This is a genomic window from Streptomyces sp. NP160 (assembly GCF_006335115.1).
Lineage (GTDB): Bacteria > Actinomycetota > Actinomycetes > Actinomycetales > Quadrisphaeraceae > Quadrisphaera.
Genome location: NZ_VDMJ01000034.1, coordinates 1 through 20,994 on the forward strand (window position 1 = coordinate 1; position 20,994 = coordinate 20,994).

The following is a 20,994-nucleotide window of genomic DNA, read 5'->3' on the forward strand; positions in this document are numbered from 1 at the left end:
CGATGGTCAGCGAGACGCTGACCGGACGGCACGGGTACCGCGCTGCTCACCGGCGCAGGGGTCCTGCTCGCCGCGGCGGTCTTCGTGCTCATCCGCGCCCCCCGCGCCGGTCAGCTTCTAGCCGCCGGCAACGACGGCATCGTCCGTGACCACTGCGAGACGCAAAGCGACGAGGTGGTCGCGACGACCGCGACAGCGCCAAGGCCAGCAGGTTGGTGACGACCACCAGTGCTGCCAGTGCCAGAGGTGAAGCACGGGAGACGCGGGCGGGCGGGTCAGCCTCACGGGGTTCACCGCGATGATGGCCACCAGCAGCACCGCCTCGAGGGCGGGCACGGCCCAGCGTGCGGTCAGCAGGAGGTGTTGGGGCAGAAGATCTTACAGGGTCCCGGCCGCGACGACAGCCACTGAGGGTGGCCACCGCAGCTCCCCGGGGCGCCTGCGGGGTGTCCCAGATCCGCTGGCGTGTCCACCCGCTCCCGTGCTCACGGCGAGGCCCGCGTGGCGCCGGCGACCGGTCCGAGCCTGCTCCAGAAAGCCATGACGGCCTGGTCGCAGTGACAGCTGCGGTCGGGGGCTGACGGGGAGGTGGCGGCGAGCACCGCAGCAGACCTCCAGGACATCGTGTCCGGCGGCCCCTGCTGTGGAGCGGCAGCGCTCATCATGCACTGGTCGATGACACTCGCGGGCCGTCCCACGAGGCACGGCAGGACTTCAGAGCAACAGGCGCAGGCAACACGAGCACTGCGCCGCTACGTCCACAGACCCGTGGGATGCTCACCGGCCACATCAGGTGACCGAGGAGGTCCGCTGGCGCCGCCGCCGCAGCCGGTGGCTGACCACCAGCGCGACTACGACGACGCCGGCGACGGCTGCGGCAGCAGGACCGACTCGGTCGGTGACAGCCCGGTAGGAGTCACCGGCGAGGTAGCCCACCAGAACCGCTGCGGCTCCCCAGGCGAGGCCGCCAAGACCGTTCCAGACCAGGAAGCGCGGGTAAGGCATGTGAGCTATCCCAGCCAGCGCCGGCATCGCGGCGCGTCCGAAGGCGAAGAACCGTCCTGCCAGCACTGCCGACCCACCTCGGCGGGCCAGGCGCTCAGCGGCGGCGTCCAAGCGGGCCCGGCGAGTGGTCAGGAGTCGGGAAGCCATCAGGGGCCGTCCGAAGCGGCGCCCGACCTCATAGCCGACACTGTCCCCCAGGACTGCTGCGAGAACGACGGCTGCCACCGCGATGGCCAGCTCGATGTGACCGCGGGAGGCGTCAACGCCGACGAGCACCGCCGCGGTCTCACCGGGGATGAGGAAGCCGATGAAGACGGCGTCCTCGAGGAAGACGAAGCCGGCCGCGACCAGATAGACCCACACCGGGGCCAGCGAGGTGGCCTGCTGCAGCAGGGTGTCGAACACGGTAGCTCTTCCTCCTGGCGGTCAGATGATCTGGCGGTCCGGCGGGTGGGCAGGTCAGACGAGCAGCGCCAGGCTGATCAGTCCGGCCAGGACGCAGTACAGGGCGTAGGGGCGCAGCGAGCCGTGGGCGAACCAGCGGTCCAGGAAGCGCACTGCCAGGTAGGCACTCACTCCGGACAGCGCGCTGCCCAGCAGCACCTGCCCGCGGATGCCGTCGCCGAGGGGGCCGAACAGGTCCGGCAGCTTCAGCAGTCCCGCGGCGGCGATGACGGAGGTGGCCAGAAGGAAGGAGAAGCGTGCGGCGTCCTGGTGGCTCAGGCCCGCGCGCAGCCCCGCGGCCATCGTGATGCCGGAGCGGCTGATGCCCGGTGCCAGCGCGGCGATCTGAGCAGTCCCCACCAGCACGGCCTGCCCCAGCGGTAGTCCTGCCAGACGCCGGTCGGTCAATACCTCGCTGGTGCCGGTGCTTGTAGGAGTCGCGGACGCAGGTCCCGCAACCCGGCTAGGGGTGACTGCGAGGCGGGGTCCCCCCGCCCACCCAGCCCCAGCAGCCGCCGTGCTGCGGGTGCTGGCGGCCGCGGTGGTGGTGGTGACCACCTGATGGCCACCCCCTAGCAGGGAGCGGCTGAGGGCGAGTGTCTGACCAGCATCAGCGTCTTGCGCGCGCCGGCGGCGGCGGTCGATCAGGTACAGCACCACCCCGTTGAGGACCAGGAACGCAGCCGTTGGGACGGGGCGCGCCAGGACAGTGCGCAGGGGGTGCTCCAGTAGCAGTCCGGTCACCCCGACGGGGATGGTGGCGAGGACCAGCAGCCAGCCCAGGCGTGCGACGGGTCCGGTGATGCGCCGGTGGCGCACCGAGGAGAGCAGGCCGGTGGTGATGCGGGCCCAGTCGCGGCAATAGAAAAGCACCAGTGCGGCGGCGGTGGCCACGTGCAGGCCGACGATGAAGGCCAGGTAGGGCGACTCGGGCTTGGAGACGTCCAGGTCGCGGGCCCAGCTACCGCCGATGATGGCGGGCAGCAGCACCGAGTGCGCGAGGCTGGAGACGGGGAACAGCTCGGTCAGGCCCTGGAGCAGTCCGATGACGGTGGCTTCGGTCCAGCTCAGGTGCGCCGCGCTGGACGCGGCAGGGCCTGCGGCCAGGAGCAGCGGGTGCATCACGGGACCTCCGGGGAGTCCGGAAAGGGGTCGGGGGACGGCGCCCCCAGGGGCTAGGAGCACCGTCACCAAGGACGCTAGGAGGCCCACCTGACGCATGGATGACGCCTGTCGGGGTCGCACACCCTCTGCCCGTCGTGCTCGAGACGTTGGTCGCGAGCAGGGTCAGGAGGAGGCGAGTGGCAGCACCACGGTGACCCAGGTGCCCTCATCCGGGTGGGTGCACGGCACGGCAAAACGCTCGATCGCGCGGTGGTGAGCACCTCGAGAGCACAGTCGCAGCTCTCCACCGACGGCGCTGACCAGCTGGTCGACCACCGACAGGCCCAGCCCGGAGCCAGGCCGCTCGCGCGCCTCGCCGGCTCGGGCGAAGCGCAGCAGTGCCGTGGGCAGGAAGTCCGCAGCCATCCCGGCCCCGTCATCGCTGACGGACAGGGCCACCACTCCCGGGCCGGCCAGGTAGAGGCACACCTGCACGTGCGGACCGCCGTGCCGGGCGGCGTTGCCGAGGAGGTTGAAGAGCCCCTGACGCAGCGCTCGCTCGCCCACCAGGACGGGCGCCGGCCGCGCGTCGTCGTGGATGGTGGTCTTCCAGGTCGGTGGCAGGCTGTCGGCGCCACCGCCGGACAGCCTCGCGACCTCGTCCACGACCACCGCAAGGTCCGTGGGCGTCGACGGCGGCGGAGCAGCGGTGCTGAGGTCGAGCAGCTGCTGGGCGAGGGCCTGGAGCTCACGCAGGTCGACATCGAGCTCGGCGAGCACCTCCCCGAGCTCCTCACGGGTGCGCGGGCGGCGCCGGGCCAGCTCCACCCGGGTGCGCAGCAGCGTCAGCGGGGTGCGCAGCTCATGGCTGGCGTCTTGCACGAAGCGCCGCTCACGGGCCATCGCCGCATCCAGGGCGGTGAGCATGTCGTTGAGGGTGTGACCAAGGCGCGTGACCTCATCGTCACGGTCGGCGGGCACGTCCAGGCGCACATCGGGTTCACCGGCGGCCACCGCGTGGGCTTGGGTGCGGTAGCGCTCCACGGGGCGCAAAGCCGCCGAGGCCAGCCGGTCGCCCACCACCGTGGTGAGCACCAGCGTGGCCAGCCCTACCAGGGCCAGCTGGGCGAGCAGTTCGCGCAGCGCCTCGTCGCTGGCCGCTCGGCTCGTGGCGACCACGAGCACCGCCGCAGAGCCCGCCGACCCTGCCGAGCCCGAAGGGCTGGGTGAACCCGGTGGGCCGCCCACGGGCACGGCGTACAGGCGCAGCGGCCTGTCGTGAAGCGGCAGAGGGGAGCCGACGTCGAAGTACACCGGCCCAGCCAGCGCCGCTTGCACCACGCTGGAGGGCAGCAGGGGCGCACTGCCGATGGCTGCACCGGCGGCGAGGACCTGGCCGGAGGCATCCAGGACTTGGTGCTGGGACAGCGCCGCACCGTCGTCAGGGTCATCACCGGGGATCGACCCGTCGGTCTGGACCAGCGGCAGCAGCTGGGCCGAGGCCACGCGCAGGTCACTGTTGACGCGGCGGTCCAAGGCGTAGTCGACACGCCAGAAGATGAACGCCCCTCCAGCTGCCAGGACCACGGCCATGACCGCGGCGAAACCAGCGACGAGGCGGGTCCGCAGCGGCAGCCGGCGCAGGCGCTGGTGAAGGCGGTGATGAAGGCGGTGCGGCAGCAGGCTCGCCACCCGGTGTCCACGATGGGCGCGCTGCCCCTCGCCCGTGGGGTCAGCCACCGGCGGGGTCCAGGCGGTAGCCGGCTCCGCGCAGGGTCTGAATGGCGCTGCGCCCGAACGGGGTGTCGATCTTGCCGCGCAGCCGGCCGATGTGGACGTCGATGACGTTGCTGGAGATGTCGGTGTCGCCGTCCCAGACCTCCTCCAGGATCCGGTAGCGGCTCACCGCGTGTCCGACCTCCTCCATGAACAAGGCGAGGATGTCGAACTCCCGGGCGGTGAGGTCCACCTCGGTGGGGCCGCGGAAGACGCGGCGGGTCTGGGGGTCCACCACAAGGTCTCCGGCGCGGTGGGCTGCCACGATCGAGGCGGTGGCGCGACGGTGCAGTGCCCGTAGCCGCGCCAGCAGCTCGGCGACTTCGAAGGGCTTGGCGAGGTGGTCGTCGGCGCCGACGTCCAGCGCGGTGACCCGATCGTCCAGGGCGGTGCGGGCGGTGAGCATGAGCACCGGTACCGCGTGCCCCTCGGCGCGCATGGCCTGCAGCACGGCAGGGCCGTCCAGGTCGGGCAGCATCCAGTCGAGCACGACGCCGTCGAAGCCCCCTGTGCGCACCGCTTCCAAGCCAGTGGCGCCGTCCGCAGCGGCGGTGGCGCTCCAGCCCTCTTCGGTCAGGGTCTGCACCAGCAACGCCGCCAGCCGCGGCTCGTCCTCCACCACCAGCACCCGCATGTGAGTCTCCCCGTCCGTTCCAGGCCCGCTGCAGCAGCCTGCCCGAATGTCAGCCAGCGCTCAGGCTGGCGGCTCACGATGGCGGGTCGGGCGCTCGGGCCGGCTCCAGGCCGGGCCGTGCCCTCAGGCAGAGGCGTCGGGGTCCATGCACACGTCGAAGGCGTAGACGGGGTTGGTCACCTCACGTCCGGCGGTGTCGGTCACGGTGAAGGAGCCGACCTTGCTGCCGGGGCCGCTGGCGGTGAAGCAGCTGTTGGCGTGCACGTTCAGCTCGAACTTTCCCGGCTCGGTCTGCCCGGTCCACGTCATCTGGCAGATCCAGTCGCCCCCGGGCCCGGCGTCGGGCACGTTGGGGCCGCCCTTGTCGCAACTGGCTGCGGGGTGCACCTGCGCGGGGGTCATCGGGTGGCCGGTCTCGGTCTGCTGCAGCGCCCACAGGTTGGCGAAGGAGGTCTGAAGGGAGTTCTGCACCTTCACTCGGGTGACGTCCTGGCCGCCGGAGACGCTGAGCACCGCGGCGGCAGCAACGACGATCACCCCGGTGACCGCGGCTCCCGCCGAGGGCCGCAGCCTCGCCCACCGCCGACGACGAGTGCCTTTGTCGGCGGTGGTGGAGCCGCTGGTGTCCGGGCCCCCGGCGGCCGTCGAACGTGAGGTGGTCTTCGTAGTCATCGTCGTCCTCATCCTCCGGTGATGTCGCGGCGCGCCAGGTGCGCACGGGCCAGCAGCAGGCACGCCACGGTCCACACCGCGCAGGTCGCCAGCCCCTGCCAGATCGAGCTCGTGAACGTCGGGGCCGTGAACAGCCCGTGCCAGGACTCGAAGGCCGTGGTGGGCAGCGCCCTGCGCAACAGGTGGGTGCCGCCGACGGCGCCCAGCAGGGTCATCAGCAGACCGATCACCACAGGACCCACGACGCCGACGGCGGGATTGCGCACCCGCGCCGACAGCAGCAGCGCGATGGCGGTCAGCGCCAGCAGCGGGGCTGCGGCCAGCGCCCAGCTGGTCGCGACCAGTTGCAGCGAGGTCGACGAGCCGATGGCCTGGCCTGATAGGCCGACCAGCGGCTGGGTGCCCACCAGCAGCATCCCCGAGGCGGTGGCGCTGACGGCCATGAGCACCAGCGCCAGCAGGCTCACGACCGCCGAGAGCACGCACTTGGCCCAGAAGACGTGCGACCTGCTCACCGACCGCGTCAGGAGGGTCTTCCAGGTGCCGTGGGCCTCCTCCCCGGCGAAGGCGTCACCGGCGACGAGGCTGGCGACCAGGGGCAGCACCCACTGAGCGGCGAAGCCCAGCAGCAGCAGAGAGTCGGCGTAGCCGCTCTCGTGCACCCACCGCCCGTAGATGGTGTCCGACGGGGGCCGCTGTCCCGCCAGGACGGCGACGACGACGGGCGGGACGACCACGCAGGCGGCCAACAGCAGCTTGGCGCGCAGCTGGGCGGCCAGCTTGGTGGTCTCCGCCCGCAGGGCTGCAGCCAAGCCACCTCGCGGCGTGCCGGTCAGCGGGAGGCGCGCCGCAGCGGCAGCGCCCCCCGCGGGAGTGGTGGCCGCGCCCGGTCTCGATGGCGCGCTCACCGTGAGCTTCCCGTGGTGGCGGTGGTCACCGCACCGTTGGTGGCCGTGGGCTGCGCTTGATCCGGGTCCACGTCGTCCTCCGGTTCGGTCAGGGAGAAGAAGACCGCCTTCAGCGGTGAGGTGCCCGGCACCAGGGTGCGCACGGCCACCCCGGCGTCGGCGAGGGTGATGACGCACCTGTCGACGGCGGCCTGTGGTCCACGCAGCGCCAACGCTGCGCTGGTGGTGGTCACGCTCACGTCGCCGAGGCGCTCAGCGGCCTTGCTCAGCACGCGCAGCGCCGCCAGGTCATCGCTGGTGGTGAGCAGGTGGGTCGGAGCGGGAGCCAGAGCCCGCAGCCGGTCCAGGGAGCCGGTGAAGGCGACCCGGCCCTTGCTCATGATCGTGACGTGGTCGCAGATCTGCTCGACCTCGTCCATGTCGTGGCTGGACAGCAGCACCGTCAACCCGCTGCGGGCCAGGCGGGTGACCAGGGCGCGCATGTCGCGGATGCCGGCGGGGTCCAGGCCGTTGGCGGGCTCGTCCAGGACGAGCAGGCGCGGCTCGCGCAGGAGCGATGCGGCCACCCCGAGGCGCTGGCGCATGCCGTAGGAGTAGCCGGACACCTTCTCATCAGCCCGGTCCGGAAGGTCGACGATGTCCAGGACCTCGTCGATGCGTGCATCGGCGTCCTTGCCGCGGCGGTCCAGGGTGGCCAGCAGCCGCAGGTTGGCCCGCCCTGTGAGGTAGGGGTAGAAGCGCGGGCTCTCGATGAAGCCGGCCACCGGGGCGAGGGTGGCCACGCCGTCGTAGGTCCAGGAGCGCCCGAAGACTTCCAGGGTGCCGGCGTCGGCGCCGACCAGGCCGAAGAGGATGCGCATGAAGGTGGTCTTGCCGGCGCCGTTGGGGCCGAGCAGGCCGTAGACGGTGCCCTCGGCGACGTCCAGGTCCACGCAGTCCACGGCGGCGCGCTGCCCGAACCTCTTGGTCAGGCCGCGGGCTCTAACCGCTGGTGGGGCCGCTGGTGCGTCTGTCATGCGACGGACGCTAGGAGGCTCTCCTGACGCTCAGATGACGCTCGCCAGCGGTAGCAGCCGCGCTGAGGACGGGTCGAGATCGGTAGGAGGTCTAGCGGCCGCGCACCGCCTCGTAGACGTGCTCGGCGTAGGTCTCCAAGCGCGCTTCGCAGCGCTTGAGGTGCGCGCCAGCCTCGTTGCCGGCCTCGGTTCCGAGTAGGTCGCGAGAGCGCAAGTCGCGGTACCAGCGCCGCAGCCGCTCCAGGCTCTGCTCCTCCTCCTCCAACTCGGCCAGGGTGAACTTGCCGATCTCCTCCTCGTGGTCGAGCTCGGCCAGGTACTTGTCCGCGTCGGCGGCGAACTCCGCCCACTCCTGCTCGCGCTGAGCGCGGTGGCGGGAGTGCAGCGCGAAGGCGTCAGCCTCGCGGTGACCGCTCACGTCCAACACCACCAGCTCACCACCTGCAACATCGGCCAGCTCCTGCGCCCGCTCCACCAGGGCATCGACCACCGCCGAGCGCGGCAGGCACCACGCGCTCTGTCCCACCGGCACCGCTCCAGCACGGCGCAGCTCACGCCACAGCGCCATCCGGAATCGCGCCGGCTCAGCCGGCATCCGCGCCAGCAGCATCACCCACATCTGCACGACATCAGAATGCTCCATCGCATGGTGTCACAGTCGTAACATCTGCTCCAGTCACATGACACCACCCGTTGTGACGGGTGGCCCTGTACGTTCCAGGAGGAGTCTTGGTCGAGCCCTTGGCGCGCTCGAGCGCCACTGCTGATGGACACCCAGTCCGCCCCGACCGTTCAGCTCGCCCCGCCGGCACGCTGGCCGTATGGACGCCCTGGCGCCTCGTCGTTGGCTTCGGCGTCGTCAGCCTGGCCGCGGACATGGTCTACGAAGGAGCCCGGTCCATCACCGGACCGCTGCTGGGAACCCTCGGCGCCTCCGCCCTGGCCGTCGGCCTGGTCGTCGGCGCCGGGGAGGCCGCCGCGATGCTGCTGCGCCTGGCCTTCGGGCCACTGGCCGACCGCACCCGCCGCTACTGGAGCCTGACCCTGGCCGGGTATGCCCTGACCGCCATGTGCGTCCCCCTACTGGCCTTCACCCCGTTCCTAGGAGCAGCGGGACTGGGCGTGGCAGCGGCTCTGATCCTGGCTGAGCGCGCTGGCAAGGCCGTGCGCAGCCCCGCGAAGTCCGCGCTGCTGGCCCAGGCAGCCTCGGGAACGGGACTGGGACGCGGGTTCGCGGTGCACAAGGCGCTGGACCAGGTCGGTGCCTTCAGCGGACCGCTGGTTGTGGCTGCGGTGGTCGCGGCGACAGGCGTGGTGTGGCCGGCCCTAGCGCTGCTGGCCCTGCCCGGGGCCGCAGCGATCGTCGTTCTGGTCCTCCTTCGCCGCCGGACCCCCACCCTTGACCGCGAGTCCGGCCATCCACCGGCGAGGCCCGAGACCGCGGGCGCCACCAGCCAGGCTCACCGCGTCGACACACCGCCCGCATCGCCAACCACCGCGCCACCCACTGCCCCGGCGCAGCACCCTGCACGTCGCTCCTCGCCTCATCATGCGCAGGGGCTCCGTGGCTGGCTGGGTCTAGACCTGCCGAGCCGCTTCTTCGTGTTCGCCGCTGCCGCGGCTGCGGCCACCGCAGGGCTGGCCACCTTCGGGATGATCTCCTTCCACGCTACCCGGACCGGCCTGCTGACCCTGGCGAACGTTCCGCTGGTGTACGCGGCGGCGATGGCAGCCGCGGCGGTCTCCGCGATGGCCAGCGGGTGGCTCTTCGACCGCTGGCACGCCCGTGTGCTGCTGGCTCTGCCCCTGCTGGGCGCCGCGGTACCGGCGCTGGCGTTCTCCACCAGCACCGGCGCACTGGTAGCAGGTGCCCTGCTGTGGGGAGCGGCCGGCGGAGTGCAGGACTCCACCGTCAAGGCCCTGGTCGCCGACCTCGTCCCGGCCGGGCGCCGGGCCAGCGCCTACGGCGTCTTCGCCGCGATCCAAGGGGCCGCCGCACTTGTGGGTGGAGCGCTGGCCGGCCTGCTCTACGAACGGTCGCTGACGGTCCTGGTCACCGCGCTTGCCGCTTGCCAGGTGTTGGCCCTGGGTCTGCTGGTCGTGCAGCTGACAGCGGGCTCCCGTACAGCCTCGGTCGCCCGTCCCGCAGACCACTAGCCCACCGCAGGAGCGGTCTGGCGCCGCGGGGCGGGTCTGCCAAGGAGTCGACGCCGCTGCGGTGGCGGGTCTCAGGGCTTGTACTGGACGTCCAAGGCATCGGTCAGCCCTGTGATCTCGAACAGCCGCAGCACCGACGGGTGGGTGGCCCACACCTGGACCGGGACCGGCTGCGCGGCATGCAGCACCCGCACGAGGTGGCCGAGACCGGAGGAGTTCATGAACGTCACTGCGGTCAGGTCGAAGACCAGCCCACCGGGGTTTGACTCCAGTGCGCTGCGACCGACCCCGCTGAGCTGAGCGGCGTTGGTGATGTCGATCTCGCCGGCGACGACGATGCTGACGACGACGCCGGAGCTAGCCACGGTGATGGTCAGGTCGCTGACATTAGTGGGCTCAGGCACATGTCGTGAGTAGCGCATCGTCGAGCCCGACACACCCAACCAGCCCCAAGCGGAGGCATGCGAGAGGTGCCCTCCCACCGCAACCTGGCAGGGAGGGCTCGGCGCCGCGTGCTGCGAGTCGGCGCCTCGTGAGTGGACCTGCGACCGGTACCGCCTCCGGCTGTGAGCGCCGACACGTGGGTGTCGGCGATGACAGCGGTGACACCAGTGCCCTGCTCCTCAACGGTTCCGGCCGTGGTTGATGGTGGCCTCGTCCCGGCCGCGGTGGCGGATACCTCTTCGTGGCCGGTAGCGACGTGCTTGGTCTCCGCCGAGGCTGATGGCTTGATGACGATGCCGGTGGTGACCGGGGTGGCGCTGGACGGGGGTGGGCAAGGACGGCGAGGGCGGGGTTCAACGCCTCCGGCCAGGTCGGTGGCGAGGACGCCCCAGCGGCGTTCGGGGTGCTGATCACCGTCCCCAGCGCCTCCGTGTCGACGATGCGGACGTGCCTCGTGGCCACTGCACACCTTCGGCGATGACGGCGCAGTCGGCGCACTGGCTGTAGAGCACGGCCCGAAGCGACCGGCGGCCTGATGGTCCTGCTGGAGCCCGTCACCTGCTGCGACTGGCGGTGCACATCACGGCTCAGCTGTACCACTTGGGGATCGTCAGCGTTCCGCTGACCGGAGAAGGAGCCCCTCTGCGACGGATCGCGGCGTCGGGTGTCCGGACCGACGTAGGCGACACGAGTAGCCGGGTGACCTTGTTCATGGCAGCACGTGCAACGGCGCGACCAACTCCGTGGACACTGACGATCAGCAGGTTGTAAACACCCAGTCATGACCGTGTACCTGGGGGGTGGAGGCACCTCGCAGCAGGAAGCGGCCCTCTGGGGTCCGATGCTCGCTGGTCGCCCACGCGTCCTGTACTGGCCGTTCGCCCTTGACGACGGCATGCTCCCCGGGGCCGAGAGCTGGCTGCGCGGATCCCTCGAGAAGTTCCAGAGCGGCCTCGACGTGGTCACCTGGACCTCCCTCGAGGGCCACCACCGAGCGGAGATGACGGGCTTCCATCTGCTCTTCATCGGCGGGGGCAACACCTACGACCTGCTGACCCACCTGCGCGCCCACAGCGCCCTGGACTGGGTGCGCGCCCACCTGGACGGCGGCGGGGCCCTGTACGGGGGCAGCGCCGGGGCCATCCTCGCCGGGGCCTCGATCGACATCGCCGCCTGGCACGACGAGAACGGCACCGACCTCATCACCTCCGCGGACCTCGCCGGGCTCGGCCTACTGCCCGGGCGGGTGCTTCTGCCGCACTGCACCGCAGCTGACGCGCCGCGCGCCGAGGAGTGGGCGGCGCGGCACGGGCTCGAGGTGCTCGGGGTCCCGGAGTGCTCCGGGCTCGTCGTCGACGGCGACGACATCGTGGTGTCCGGACCGGACCCGGTCTGGTTGTTCACCCCGGGGGGCACCACCACGCTGCCCGCCGACGCCGCGGTCCCACGAGGAGGGAGCGCCTCGTGAGCGCCTCGTCGTGCCCTGGGTGGCTACTGGACGAGGTGGCCAGCGCCGGCCGAGAGAACCTCGACGCCGAGCACGTCGCCCGCTACGACGGCAAAGAGGACGCCGGCGCCGTCGCCGAGGTGGCCCTGCTGCAGCACCTCGGACTGGTTGCTGAGTCCGTCGTCGTGGAGATCGGCACCGGCACCGGCCAGTTCGCCCTAGCCGTCGCACCGGTCTGCGCACGCGTCGTCACCGTCGACGTCTCTCCCGTCATGCTCGAGCTACTGCGCGCCAAGACGACAACTACGGCCGCGGGCAACGTCGAGGTGGTCCAGGCCGGGTTCCTCACCCACGAGCACCACGGTGAGCCCGCCGACGTCGTCTACACCCGTTATGCGCTGCACCACCTGCCCGACGCGTGGAAGGCCATCGCCTTGGTCCGGATGCGGCGGATGCTGCGCACAGGTGGGCTGCTGCGGCTGTGGGACGTCGTCTACGACTTCGCCGCCGACCAGGCCGCCGAGCGACTGGAGGCCTGGTGCGCCACCGGCGGCGAGGTGGTCGAGGGTGAGTGGAGCCGCGCGGAGTACGAGGAGCACGTGCGCGATGAGCACTCGACGTTCACGTGGCTGCTGGAGCCGATGATTACCCGCGCCGACTTCACCATCGAGACGGCCGAGCACAGCGAGGACGGCATCTTCGCCAAGTACGTCCTGCGCGCTGTTTGAGATGGGGTACCGGCAGGCGCGGTGCCCGTGACCACGTCCCCGGAGTCTGTTCAAGGATCGTCTGACGGGCATGCCGAATGCAATCCATCGACTACGCCGCGCCGCTCCCTCCTCAGCATCCGCGCGCAACGCCTGCCTGGCTGGTGGTCCGGCGCCGGCGGTCGTGCCCTGGTGAGGCCCCTGCGGTCAAGGCCCGGTCAAGGCTCCTCGCCGCCGCAGGTGCTCGTGCCAGCGGAGTACGGGCTGGCTGCTCAGCGCCATGTCCATTGCCTCCTGCGGGACGTGGGCGGCCTGGAGGAGGGAGAAGGTGGCGAGCAGGTGAGCCGAGGAGCTGAGGTCGGCGGTGAGCTGCCAGTCAGAGCCCGCGGCCTCGTGGCGGAAGTCGCCGTGTCCGAGGGAGTTTCGATCCGCGACGACGGCAGCGATCCACGTCTCCACGTCGGTCCACAACACGACCGACTCGAAGCCTGGAAGGCGCCGCAATAGCTCCAGAGTCCGGCCGCGGTAGGTTTTCTCTCCGACTACCAGCAACTTGCCCATTGCCTCTAGGCAGGCATAAGCCGTCATCGCGGTGTCTTCGAGGTAACGCTGCTGTCGGTCGTGGTGGGTGGCCACGCGACCAGCGAGGTAGCGCAACGGCTTCGAGAGCTCCATCCATCTGGCGGGCCCGGCGTCACCCCCGAAGGCGTCGAAGTCGAGTAGTGCGTCGACGAGGGCCAGGCGGGGCGGCGGTCTTGTCTCCTCGCCGGACGTCCTCGTGACCCAGCCCTTCACCTGGCTTCGCGCCTCCCACGGCGGCTGCTCGGGTAGGCCGAGGCGGACGTGGTCGACGGTGATGTGACGCTCGAAGAGGAGCTCCAAGAGCGTCCTGAGATGAGCGGCGTCATCGAGGCAGACCTCATAGGCCGTCGGCGAGTCGTACTCCACCACCAGCTTGCAGTGGCGCTCGTAGCTGACTCGCAGGTGGCTCCAGTGCTCCTGGAACGACGAGTGCAGGCTGATGCGCCCGCGCGAGAACGGGTGACCGTCGCAGAGAATCGGGAGGGGGACGCGGGTCACGGAAGCGCCGTCTGTCTGTTCGCTCTCCATCCACGTGCGGGTGTTCCACACCGCTAAGGCCTCGCTCTCGACGACGAGCGTGGTGAAGGTCGTCCCGGGGGTTACGTGGTGTCCGATGACCACCTCGCCCGCCCGCCACCGCTCGACGGTGTGTCCTGATCCAGATTGGCCGCCCGCGTAGGTCGCATCGATGATCGAAACGGGACCTCGAACGGTCGAGCCGAAGATGTGTCGAGGAGCGACGGAGACGGCGCGGTGGTGGCGCTCGTCATCGGCGAGAGGAGCGAGGAGAGACAACCTGGCCGTTCCGCGCTCGTCGAGCGCTAGCGTTCCCCAGGCCTGTTTCGCCTCAGAGGGAAACCACCAGAACCCTGCGTACTCGTCCGGCGGTTCGCGCGGCGCCTCCACGGGCCAAGAATGCTGGCGGCGACCCAGCCTTGACAGTGCTTTTCGCTTAGCACTTACTAGATCAACTCTGAGCCGATGCATGGCGACGCGTCTTCCCGGTCGCGTCCTCGCGACCATCGTCAGCGTGCCGCTGACCGGATGAGGATCCCATCTGCGACGGAAGACGACCTCGAGCACCAACATCGTCGGCGGCGCCACGAGGTGGGCGGTCAGCGGTCGTCGAACGGCACTGCCACCGCGCCGCTCGTTAGTAGGACGATGACGTCGTGAGTGACCCAACAGGCGACGGACCAGGAGACACCGCCCCCGATGGATCCGCGGTCGAGCTCTACGCCCGCCTACCCCCAGGTTCGGACCCCGAGCTGCTGCACAGCCGTATGCCTCCCGGCGCCAACATCCTCGACCTGGGCGCCGGCACAGGACGCCTGGCCGACCCACTCGTCGACCTCGGGCACCCAGTGCTCGCCGTGGACGCCTCCCCCACCATGCTCGCTCGGGTCCGAAGCGCCGCCACACTCACCAGCAGCATCCAAGATCTCCACCTACCCCAGCGCTTTGATGCGGTCCTCCTGGCGAGTCATCTCATCAACTCGCCGACCAAAGATCTGCGCCGAGACCTCCTCTCAAGTGTCGAACGACATCTGCTCGGCACAGGTCAAGCCTTCATCGAGTGGCACCCGCCATCGTGGTTCGACGCCCTGGACCCCGAGCGCTCGTACACCGGCACCATCGGTGACTTCACCACCACCTTGGAGATCCACTCGCTGGCGCAAGGACTGCTGCATGCCACCGTCGCCTACCAAGACCACCGGACTGATCAGACGGCGTCGACGTGGCGCCACACCTTCACTGCGCAGCGCCTGACGCGCGAGCTGCTGCAGGCTGAGGCCGATGCTGTCGGCTTGACCATCGGCCACGCACTGCCCGGCGCGGAGCACTGGCTGATCGCATCTCCACGCCCCGGCACGTAGCCCCAAGCGATCCGGTGAGCGATCTCTGCTGCAACGGATGCCCCCCAGCCGCTCGGTGCTCGCGAGAAGCCGCGCAGCGGGCGGTGAGCGGTGGTCAACGAGACGTTGAGCCGCTTCGCCGGCCGGCGGCTCGTAGGCCTGGGCGCCAGTGAAGCGCCGGACGGAAAGCCTCCCCCTCGCCTGCCAGTCTGCAGCCATGACCAAGCGGCGGCCTGACGCTGTTACCCGCGCCCACAACACCGATCGCCGAAACGGTGATCGGCTCTGGGATGACCGAGGGAAGGAGTGGCAGAGAGTGCGGACTGGCACCTACTACTTGTCCGCGAGTGAGCTGCAGCAGGCGCTGGCCGCTGACCCCGCACCTCGAGTGGCCCTTCAAGCCGACCACTCACCCCTTCAATGGCCTGTTGCCAATCGAGTGATGGGCATCCTCAACGGCACTGACACGACCTTCCCCGGGAACGGCAACTCTTGTGCTGTGACCAGGTGGGCGCCCGTCACCGGCGCGAGCGCCAGGCTGCTCCTCGTCGAGGAAGTGCACTGAGCGATCCCATCTACGACGGACGGCGGCACCGAGCGTCCGGGCTCGCCAGCTGCATCGAGGCGGACGGTGAGCGGTCGGCTACCGGACACCTCAGGGTCAGGTGTCATCTGTCCCTGGTCCAGTGCCGCTGTCCGGCGCGATGATGTGACAGATCCTGGTGTCGGTGCAGTCGGCAGGGTCGAGTTGGTCGCTGCGGCTGATGAGACCTTGGAGCTCTGCCTCGAGTTCGGCGAGTTCACGTTGCCGGGCTCGGATGCCGTCCAGCTTTGAGTGGAGCAGCGAGTCGACGTGCGCGCACGGGACGGTGCCGTCGCGACGTAGTTGGAGGATGCTGGAGACCTCGAGCAGGGTGAGTCCGGCCGCCTGTCCGCTGCGGATGAACGCCAGCCGCGCTAGGACCGAGGGGTCGTACTCCCGGTATCCATTGGCGCCCCGCTGCGGCTGGGGCAGCAGACCCCGGCGCTCGTAGAAGCGGATGGTCTGCGTCGGCACACCAGCCGCGGCTGCCACCTCTCCGATGCGCATGAGGCAACCCTACGACTTGACCTTGTACCGCGGGTCAAGGTTTAACGTCGTCGGCATGGACATCGCGCTGCTCTCCTTCGAGGACTGCCCGAACTGGAAGGTCGCCGAGCAACGGCTGACGGCCCTCGCCACAGAGCGCCCGGACATCCGCGTGAGCCGCCACCTCGTCGACACCCCGGAGGAGGCCGAGCGCACCCGGCTCCACGGCTTGCCCAGCATCCAGGTCGACGGCGTGGACCCCTTCGCCGCGCCCGACGCCAAGGTCGGCCTGTCGTGTCGCCGGTACGCCATACCTGACGGGAACCAGGGCGCACCCACGCTCGAGCAGCTGCGGGCGGTCCTCGCCGATGCCTGAGCGGACCACCAATAGCAGCACCGACAGCACCGGCAGCAGCACCGACGGCAGCAGGGAGTATCGCTCATGAGCCAGCACTTCGACCTGATCGTCATCGGCGCCGGCATGGCCGGTGTCGCGGCCGCGCACAAGTGCGCAGCCGCAGGATGGCAGGTGGCCATCGTCGACGCACTGCCTTATGGGGGTACGTGCGCGTTGCGGGGTTGTGACCCGAAGAAGATCCTGCGACGGGGCGCCGAGGTCATCGACAGTGCGCGCCTGATGCGCGGCAAGGGCATCGACGACACGGGCCTGTCGATCAACTGGGCGGACCTGATGAAGCACAAGCACGGCTTCACCAACCCCGTCCCCGCGAGCATGGAGGAGGGACTGAGCGGCAGCGGGGTCACCACCCTGCACGGCCTCGCCAGGTTCACCGCCCCCCGCCAGCTGGAGATCGAGGGGGTTCCCTACGACGCCGAACGCTTCCTGGTCGCAGCCGGCGCGCGACCCAGGCCCCTGGACTTCCCCGGCCAGGAGCACCTCATCGACAGCACCGACTTCCTGGAGCTGGAGGAGCTGCCTTCCCGGGTCCTGTTCGTCGGAGGCGGCTTCATCTCCTTCGAGTTCGCCCACATCGCCGCCCGCGCCGGCAGCTCGCCAGTCATCGTCGACCGCGGCGAACGACCGCTGAAGGGCTTCGACCCCGACCTCGTCGAGCTCCTGGTCGACCGCGGCGGACAGGTCGGTGTCCAGCTGCGCCACACCACCACGATCGTCGACGTGCGACCCGCCGGCGGTGCCTACCAGGTCACCCTCGCCCACGACGGCGCCCAAGAGACGATCGAGACCGACCTCGTGGTGCATGGTGCGGGACGCGTCGCGGCACTGGCCGACCTCGGCCTCGATGTCGCCGGCGTCGAGTGGGGCAAGCGGGGCCTCCGCGTCGCCGCGCACCTGCAGAGCACGACGAACCCGGCCGTCTGGGCCGCTGGGGACTCAGCCGACACCGACGGCATGCCGCTCACCCCGGTCGCCGTCTCCGAAGCCAAGGTCGCTGCCTCCAACATGATCAAAGCCACCACCACGGCCCCGGACTACAGCGGCATCCCCACCGCGGTCTTCACCATCCCGGAGCTCACCCGTGTCGGCATGCTCGAGTCCGAGGCCCGCGAGCAGGGCATCGACCTCACCGTCCGCTACTCCGACACCAGCGGCTGGTACTCCAACTACCGCATCGGCGAGACCACCGCAGCCGCCAAGATCCTCATCGACCAGTCGACAGACCAGATCGTCGGCGCCCACCTCCTCGGCCCGGAGTACGGCGAGCTGATCAACACCTTCGGCCTGGCCATCAAGCTCGGCCTCACCACCCGCCAGCTCAAGTCCGCCACCGCCGCATACCCCACCGTCGGCTCCGACCTCGGCTCCATGCTCTAGGCACTCCCAAGCCACGATGCTGTTCAGGACAGGCTGGGACGACCGACGGATCTGCTGACCGGCTACATCGGCACCAGGCGATCGTCAGCGTGCCGCTGACCGGAGCGGGATGGTCAGCGAGACGCTCCCCGGAGCAGGGTGGTCGACGGCACGCGTCGGACACCTTGCCCAGGCATGCTGAGACCGTGAGCAGCCCTCGACCCCGGGGCGCGCCATCGACCCTCATTGTCGAAGTCGACTACATCGAGCCGGGTCGTTGGATCGTGGCCATCGATGCACCTGGCGGTTCTTTCTCCACCGAGACCAACGCTGCATCGAAGGTCGAGGCGGCGGCTCGAGCGGCGATCGCTGAGGTCCTTCGCGTCGTCGATGTCGAGCTCGTCTTCGTTGGCTTCGACGGGCGACCTTGGTCCCCATCGGCGACAGACTGAGAGTCGCTCAGCCAGTCATCGTCAGCCAGAGACCGACCGAATGACGGTCCCCCAGCGGCACGCTCCCGCTCACCGATGGCGGCCTCCACATCTCTTCTCGCGGCCTTGACCTCTGCCTAGGCATGAAGAGTCCCACCATTGCGACGCTCCTGACCGAAGGCTTGTAACTGCCGACGCCCTCACGCCCTGTGCGTAGCCTCGGCCCGATGGACGTCCACGGGCTCGACCTACCTCGTCTGAGGGCTTTGGCGGCCTCCGTCGAGCTCGGCAGCCAAGAGGCAGCAGCCGAGGCGCTGGGCCTCACCCCGTCCGCCCTCTCCCAGCGACTGCAGGCCCTGGAGGCGGCCACGGGACGTCCCGTGCTGGTCCGCTCCCGCCCCGTGCTCCCCACAGCGACGGGGCTCGTCCTGATCGACCTGTTGAAGCAGATCGAAGGACTCGAGCCCGCGGCTCCTCAGCGGGACGCCTCACCGTCCCCCTACCCCGCTCACCGCCCGCGGCTGTCCATAGCGGTGCCGCCGGAGCTGGTGACATGGGCGCTGACCGCGCTCGTCGGCCTGTCCGTGCAGTGGCAGGTCTCAGTCCTGGAAGCAGACGCCACAGCAGCAGCGGACCTGCTGCGCGCAGGTGAGGTGCTCGGCGCTCTGGTCCTCTCTCCCCAGCCCATCGGGGGCTGCACCCGCATCGACCTGGGGGCCCTGACCTACAGGGCAGTAGCTAGCCCCGCCTTCGCCGAGCGGTACGGCCTGACGAGCACTGATGACGCGGACATCACCTCGGCGGTGCGCAGCGCACCGGCGGTGAAGGCCCAGGGTGCTGGCGCTGACCTGTTGGACCAGGTGACCCGGCTGGACCAGTCGAGCGAACTCGAGCACGACCTGAGGGCCAGGGCCGACATCCCTGCACACGTACTCCCCGCCGGGGCCAGCCAGATCTCCGCGGTGACGCTGGGCCTGGGGTGGGCCGTACTGACCGAACCGCAGGTCAGCGAGCTGCTCAAGAGCGGTGACCTGGTCGACGTCGCAGCAGGGCGCGTCCTGCAGCGGACGCTGAGCTGGCAGCACTGGAACCTCGCGACGCCCGCGGTGAATGAGCTGACCGACGCCGTCGTGGCCGCCTCAGCGCGGCTCCTCGCCGGCGTGACCCCGGCCGGGACCGACCAGCCGGTGACGACCTCCGAGGTGGATGCGACGTCCGAGCCGGCCAATCACATCCGACCCGCCGCGTCCAATGAGAGGCACGGTGGCGAGTCGTGGTGACCGCTCACGGTCGAGGTGCACCGACTGGGAGGGGCCGCGGTGCAGCCAGCTTGAGCAGCTCGGGCCCAGGGGCGGGCAAGGCGGTGCGCTGTGACGCGTGACCTGGACGACATCGACTTGCGTCTGCTCACCGAGCTGCGCGCCAACGCCCGAGCGAGCCACGCACGGCTCGAGGAGTTGGTGCGGCTCTCGCGCAACGCGGTGCGACAGCGCATCGACCGGCTCGAGCGCACCGGGCACATCAGCGGCTACACGATCACCGAAGGCAGCGGTACCGCGGGAGCGGCCGCGTCGGCCGTCAGCGCCACCCTGCTCATCGACAGGGTCGACCGGATGCGCGGTGCGGAGGTGCTGGCGGTCCTGCGGTCGATCCCGGAGGTGGTGCGCTGCGAGGTCGTCGCCGGAGAGCTGGACCTGTTGGTCCGCGTGGAAGCAGCACACCCCTCCCGGGTGCAGGAGATCTGGACCCAGCTGGCCGCGCTGGCGGGGGTGCGGGACATCACGACCGCGATGACGCTCAGCAGGGTCATCGACAAGACGGCGGGAGCGTAGGTCACCTCTGTGGGCCAGCACCGGGCCAGCACCGGGCCGGCAGTGGGCCGGCAGTGGGCCGGCAGTGGGCCGTCGCCGATCCTCGCGGTCCCCTCGCTAGTCAACAGGCCGCGTCACCGTGCGATCGCCGTCACAGTGCGATCGCCACGACCTTGGGCTGCGTCATCTCCTCGAAGGCGAACCGCACACTCTCACGTCCCATCGAGCCGTACTTCGACCCCCCGAAGGGCATCGCGTCCAGGCGGAAGTCCGACGAGTCGTTGATCATCACTCCTCCTGCCTCGACCGCTTCGGCCACCCGCAGCGCCGTCGTGAGGTCACGGGTGAAGACCCCCGCCTGCAGGGCGTACTCGCAGTCGTTGGCGGCCGCTACGGCCTCCTGCTCCTGCTCGAAGGTCTCGATGACGACCACAGGGGCGAAGACCTCCTGCTGCCACAGTCCGCAGCTGCGCGGCACCTCACTGAGCACCGCAGGAGTCAGCTGCGACCCGCGGCGGCCGCCACCGGTCAGCAGCCGCGCACCACCGGACACTGCCTCCTGGATCACCGCTGCAGCAGCGCTGGCCGCATCGGCACTGATCATGGGACCGACGTCGGTGGCCTCCTGGCGCGGGTCACCGACCACCAGTGCCGCGGTGGCTGCCACGAGCTGGTCGGTGAAGTCCTTGGCCACGTCGCGGTGCACCAGCAGGCGCTGGGCCCCGATGCAGTTCTGCCCGGCCGCCCAGAACGCCCCCGAGGCGCAGGCGCGCACGGCCAGCTCCAGATCGGCATCAGGGAAGACGATCACCGGGGCGTTGCCGCCGAGCTCCATCGCCAACCGCTTGATGCCCGCGGTCGCGGCAATGGCGCGGGCGGTGGCGAAACCGCCGGTGAAGGAGACCATGCGAACCTCACGAGCTTGCACCAGCACCTGGGTCACCTCAGGGCCCCCGTGGATGACGGTGACGACTTGCTCGGGTAGCCCGGCCTCGCGCAGCAGGTCCACCAGCAGCTCAGCGGCCAGCGGCGTGTGCTGGGAGGGTTTGAGGATGACGGCGTTGCCGCCGGCGATGGCGGGGCCGAGCTTGTGCGCCTGTCAACGACGGCTGAAAACTGACCCCCTCGCGACGTCCGAAAGTTGACCCCCTAGTTGC

Annotated in this window: 21 protein-coding genes and 1 pseudogene; 10 read left to right on the forward strand and 12 right to left on the reverse strand. The window is 70.3% G+C overall.

The features are described 5' to 3' along the window. Window positions 1-789 precede the first annotated feature (789 nt). The 5 genes from FHN55_RS16550 to FHN55_RS16570 all read right to left on the reverse strand — a co-directional run bounded on the left by FHN55_RS16550 (window position 790) and on the right by FHN55_RS16570 (window position 5,500). Window positions 790-1,410, reverse strand: coding sequence for a DedA family protein (locus FHN55_RS16550; RefSeq protein ID WP_257571074.1), 621 nt, complete (start codon window positions 1,408-1,410; stop codon window positions 790-792). Window positions 1,411-1,464: 54 nt separating this feature from the next. After that, window positions 1,465-2,571, reverse strand: a complete 1,107-nt coding sequence (locus tag FHN55_RS16555) for an undecaprenyl-diphosphate phosphatase (RefSeq protein ID WP_139713444.1) — start codon at window positions 2,569-2,571, stop codon at window positions 1,465-1,467. Window positions 2,572-2,736: 165 nt separating this feature from the next. Beyond that, a complete protein-coding gene (locus FHN55_RS16560; RefSeq protein WP_139713445.1) occupies window positions 2,737-4,293 on the reverse strand; it encodes a HAMP domain-containing sensor histidine kinase in 1,557 nt (518 codons plus the stop codon). Further along, window positions 4,286-4,963: a response regulator transcription factor gene (locus FHN55_RS16565; RefSeq protein WP_139713446.1), complete on the reverse strand. Its 678-nt coding sequence runs from the start codon at window positions 4,961-4,963 to the stop codon at window positions 4,286-4,288. The genes FHN55_RS16560 and FHN55_RS16565 overlap by 8 nt, the downstream gene beginning before the upstream one ends. A gap of 123 nt (window positions 4,964-5,086) precedes the next feature. After that, entirely contained in the window at window positions 5,087-5,500 is a 414-nt protein-coding gene (locus tag FHN55_RS16570) for a hypothetical protein (protein WP_218974755.1), read from the reverse strand. 4 nt (window positions 5,501-5,504) lie between these two features. Here FHN55_RS16570 and FHN55_RS22840 point away from each other — a divergent pair, with 4 nt between their 5' ends. Next, window positions 5,505-5,657, forward strand: coding sequence for a hypothetical protein (locus FHN55_RS22840; RefSeq protein ID WP_180357901.1), 153 nt, complete (start codon window positions 5,505-5,507; stop codon window positions 5,655-5,657). Here FHN55_RS22840 and FHN55_RS16575 read toward each other — a convergent pair. The 3 genes from FHN55_RS16575 to FHN55_RS16585 all read right to left on the reverse strand — a co-directional run bounded on the left by FHN55_RS16575 (window position 5,644) and on the right by FHN55_RS16585 (window position 8,178). After that, window positions 5,644-6,447 (reverse strand): ABC transporter permease, encoded by an 804-nt coding sequence (locus tag FHN55_RS16575; protein WP_218974756.1) that lies wholly within the window; start codon window positions 6,445-6,447, stop codon window positions 5,644-5,646. The two genes, FHN55_RS22840 and FHN55_RS16575, sit on opposite strands and share 14 nt — an antisense overlap. A 92-nt stretch (window positions 6,448-6,539) precedes the next feature. Then, window positions 6,540-7,559, reverse strand: coding sequence for an ABC transporter ATP-binding protein (locus tag FHN55_RS16580; protein ID WP_139713448.1), 1,020 nt, complete (start codon window positions 7,557-7,559; stop codon window positions 6,540-6,542). Between the two features lie 91 nt (window positions 7,560-7,650). Continuing rightward, window positions 7,651-8,178, reverse strand: a complete 528-nt coding sequence (locus FHN55_RS16585; protein WP_306821819.1) for a Chromate resistance protein ChrB — start codon at window positions 8,176-8,178, stop codon at window positions 7,651-7,653. A 122-nt stretch (window positions 8,179-8,300) separates the two neighbouring features. Here FHN55_RS16585 and FHN55_RS16590 point away from each other — a divergent pair, with 122 nt between their 5' ends. Continuing rightward, window positions 8,301-9,716 carry an MFS transporter gene (locus FHN55_RS16590; protein WP_373995747.1) on the forward strand — a complete coding sequence of 472 codons (1,416 nt, stop codon included), beginning with the start codon at window positions 8,301-8,303 and terminating at the stop codon, window positions 9,714-9,716. 71 nt (window positions 9,717-9,787) lie between these two features. Here FHN55_RS16590 and FHN55_RS16595 read toward each other — a convergent pair whose 3' ends face one another. Then, window positions 9,788-10,120, reverse strand: a complete 333-nt coding sequence (locus FHN55_RS16595; protein ID WP_180357902.1) for an STAS domain-containing protein — start codon at window positions 10,118-10,120, stop codon at window positions 9,788-9,790. A gap of 821 nt (window positions 10,121-10,941) precedes the next feature. On the opposite strand from FHN55_RS16595, the gene FHN55_RS16600 reads away from it, so the two are divergent. Continuing rightward, window positions 10,942-11,628, forward strand: a complete 687-nt coding sequence (locus FHN55_RS16600; protein ID WP_139713452.1) for a Type 1 glutamine amidotransferase-like domain-containing protein — start codon at window positions 10,942-10,944, stop codon at window positions 11,626-11,628. Beyond that, window positions 11,625-12,335 (forward strand): class I SAM-dependent methyltransferase, encoded by a 711-nt coding sequence (locus tag FHN55_RS16605; RefSeq protein WP_180357903.1) that lies wholly within the window; start codon window positions 11,625-11,627, stop codon window positions 12,333-12,335. The genes FHN55_RS16600 and FHN55_RS16605 overlap by 4 nt, the downstream gene beginning before the upstream one ends. 186 nt (window positions 12,336-12,521) lie before the next feature. Here FHN55_RS16605 and FHN55_RS16610 read toward each other — a convergent pair whose 3' ends face one another. After that, window positions 12,522-13,802, reverse strand: coding sequence for a hypothetical protein (locus tag FHN55_RS16610; protein ID WP_139713454.1), 1,281 nt, complete (start codon window positions 13,800-13,802; stop codon window positions 12,522-12,524). 266 nt (window positions 13,803-14,068) lie between these two features. Between FHN55_RS16610 and FHN55_RS16615 the strand changes: the two genes are divergently transcribed. Continuing rightward, the gene (locus FHN55_RS16615; RefSeq protein WP_139713455.1) at window positions 14,069-14,773 is read left to right on the forward strand and encodes a bifunctional 2-polyprenyl-6-hydroxyphenol methylase/3-demethylubiquinol 3-O-methyltransferase UbiG; all 705 of its coding nucleotides are present in this window, start codon (window positions 14,069-14,071) and stop codon (window positions 14,771-14,773) included. Window positions 14,774-15,413: 640 nt separating this feature from the next. Here FHN55_RS16615 and FHN55_RS16620 read toward each other — a convergent pair. Then, window positions 15,414-15,842 carry a heavy metal-responsive transcriptional regulator gene (locus tag FHN55_RS16620; protein ID WP_139713456.1) on the reverse strand — a complete coding sequence of 143 codons (429 nt, stop codon included), beginning with the start codon at window positions 15,840-15,842 and terminating at the stop codon, window positions 15,414-15,416. Between the two features lie 55 nt (window positions 15,843-15,897). Between FHN55_RS16620 and FHN55_RS16625 the strand changes: the two genes are divergently transcribed. The 5 genes from FHN55_RS16625 (at window position 15,898) to FHN55_RS16645 (ending at window position 19,858) form a co-directional block, all read left to right on the forward strand. Next, complete coding sequence (locus FHN55_RS16625; protein ID WP_139713457.1) at window positions 15,898-16,197, forward strand: thioredoxin family protein; 300 nt, start codon at window positions 15,898-15,900, stop codon at window positions 16,195-16,197. Between the two features lie 66 nt (window positions 16,198-16,263). Further along, on the forward strand, window positions 16,264-17,616 hold the full coding sequence (locus tag FHN55_RS16630; RefSeq protein WP_139713458.1) for an NAD(P)/FAD-dependent oxidoreductase: 1,353 nt from the start codon (window positions 16,264-16,266) through the stop codon (window positions 17,614-17,616). Window positions 17,617-17,801: 185 nt separating this feature from the next. Beyond that, window positions 17,802-18,047 (forward strand): hypothetical protein, encoded by a 246-nt coding sequence (locus FHN55_RS16635; protein WP_139713459.1) that lies wholly within the window; start codon window positions 17,802-17,804, stop codon window positions 18,045-18,047. A gap of 206 nt (window positions 18,048-18,253) precedes the next feature. Further along, a complete protein-coding gene (locus tag FHN55_RS16640) occupies window positions 18,254-19,306 on the forward strand; it encodes an ArgP/LysG family DNA-binding transcriptional regulator (protein WP_139713460.1) in 1,053 nt (350 codons plus the stop codon). A 90-nt stretch (window positions 19,307-19,396) separates the two neighbouring features. Then, entirely contained in the window at window positions 19,397-19,858 is a 462-nt protein-coding gene (locus FHN55_RS16645) for an Lrp/AsnC family transcriptional regulator (protein ID WP_257571076.1), read from the forward strand. 130 nt (window positions 19,859-19,988) lie between these two features. Here the strand turns inward: FHN55_RS16645 and FHN55_RS16650 are convergent. After that, window positions 19,989-20,921 (reverse strand): annotated as a pseudogene (locus FHN55_RS16650) (aldehyde dehydrogenase family protein); the annotation flags it as partial. Window positions 20,922-20,994 lie beyond the last annotated feature (73 nt).

Bases quoted from the DNA above. Each gene is read 5' to 3' on its own strand.
- FHN55_RS16565 (WP_139713446.1), bottom strand. From the start codon at position 4,963: ATGCGGGTGCTGGTGGTGGAGGACGAGCCGCGGCTGGCGGCGTTGCTG.
- FHN55_RS16620 (WP_139713456.1), bottom strand. From the start codon at position 15,842: ATGCGCATCGGAGAGGTGGCAGCCGCGGCTGGTGTGCCGACGCAGACC.
- FHN55_RS16580 (WP_139713448.1), bottom strand. From the start codon at position 7,559: ATGACAGACGCACCAGCGGCCCCACCAGCGGTTAGAGCCCGCGGCCTG.
- FHN55_RS16625 (WP_139713457.1), top strand. From the start codon at position 15,898: ATGGACATCGCGCTGCTCTCCTTCGAGGACTGCCCGAACTGGAAGGTC.
- FHN55_RS16585 (WP_306821819.1), bottom strand. From the start codon at position 8,178: ATGTGGGTGATGCTGCTGGCGCGGATGCCGGCTGAGCCGGCGCGATTC.
- FHN55_RS16600 (WP_139713452.1), top strand. From the start codon at position 10,942: ATGACCGTGTACCTGGGGGGTGGAGGCACCTCGCAGCAGGAAGCGGCC.
- FHN55_RS16555 (WP_139713444.1), bottom strand. From the start codon at position 2,571: ATGCACCCGCTGCTCCTGGCCGCAGGCCCTGCCGCGTCCAGCGCGGCG.
- FHN55_RS16630 (WP_139713458.1), top strand. From the start codon at position 16,264: ATGAGCCAGCACTTCGACCTGATCGTCATCGGCGCCGGCATGGCCGGT.
- FHN55_RS16640 (WP_139713460.1), top strand. From the start codon at position 18,254: ATGGACGTCCACGGGCTCGACCTACCTCGTCTGAGGGCTTTGGCGGCC.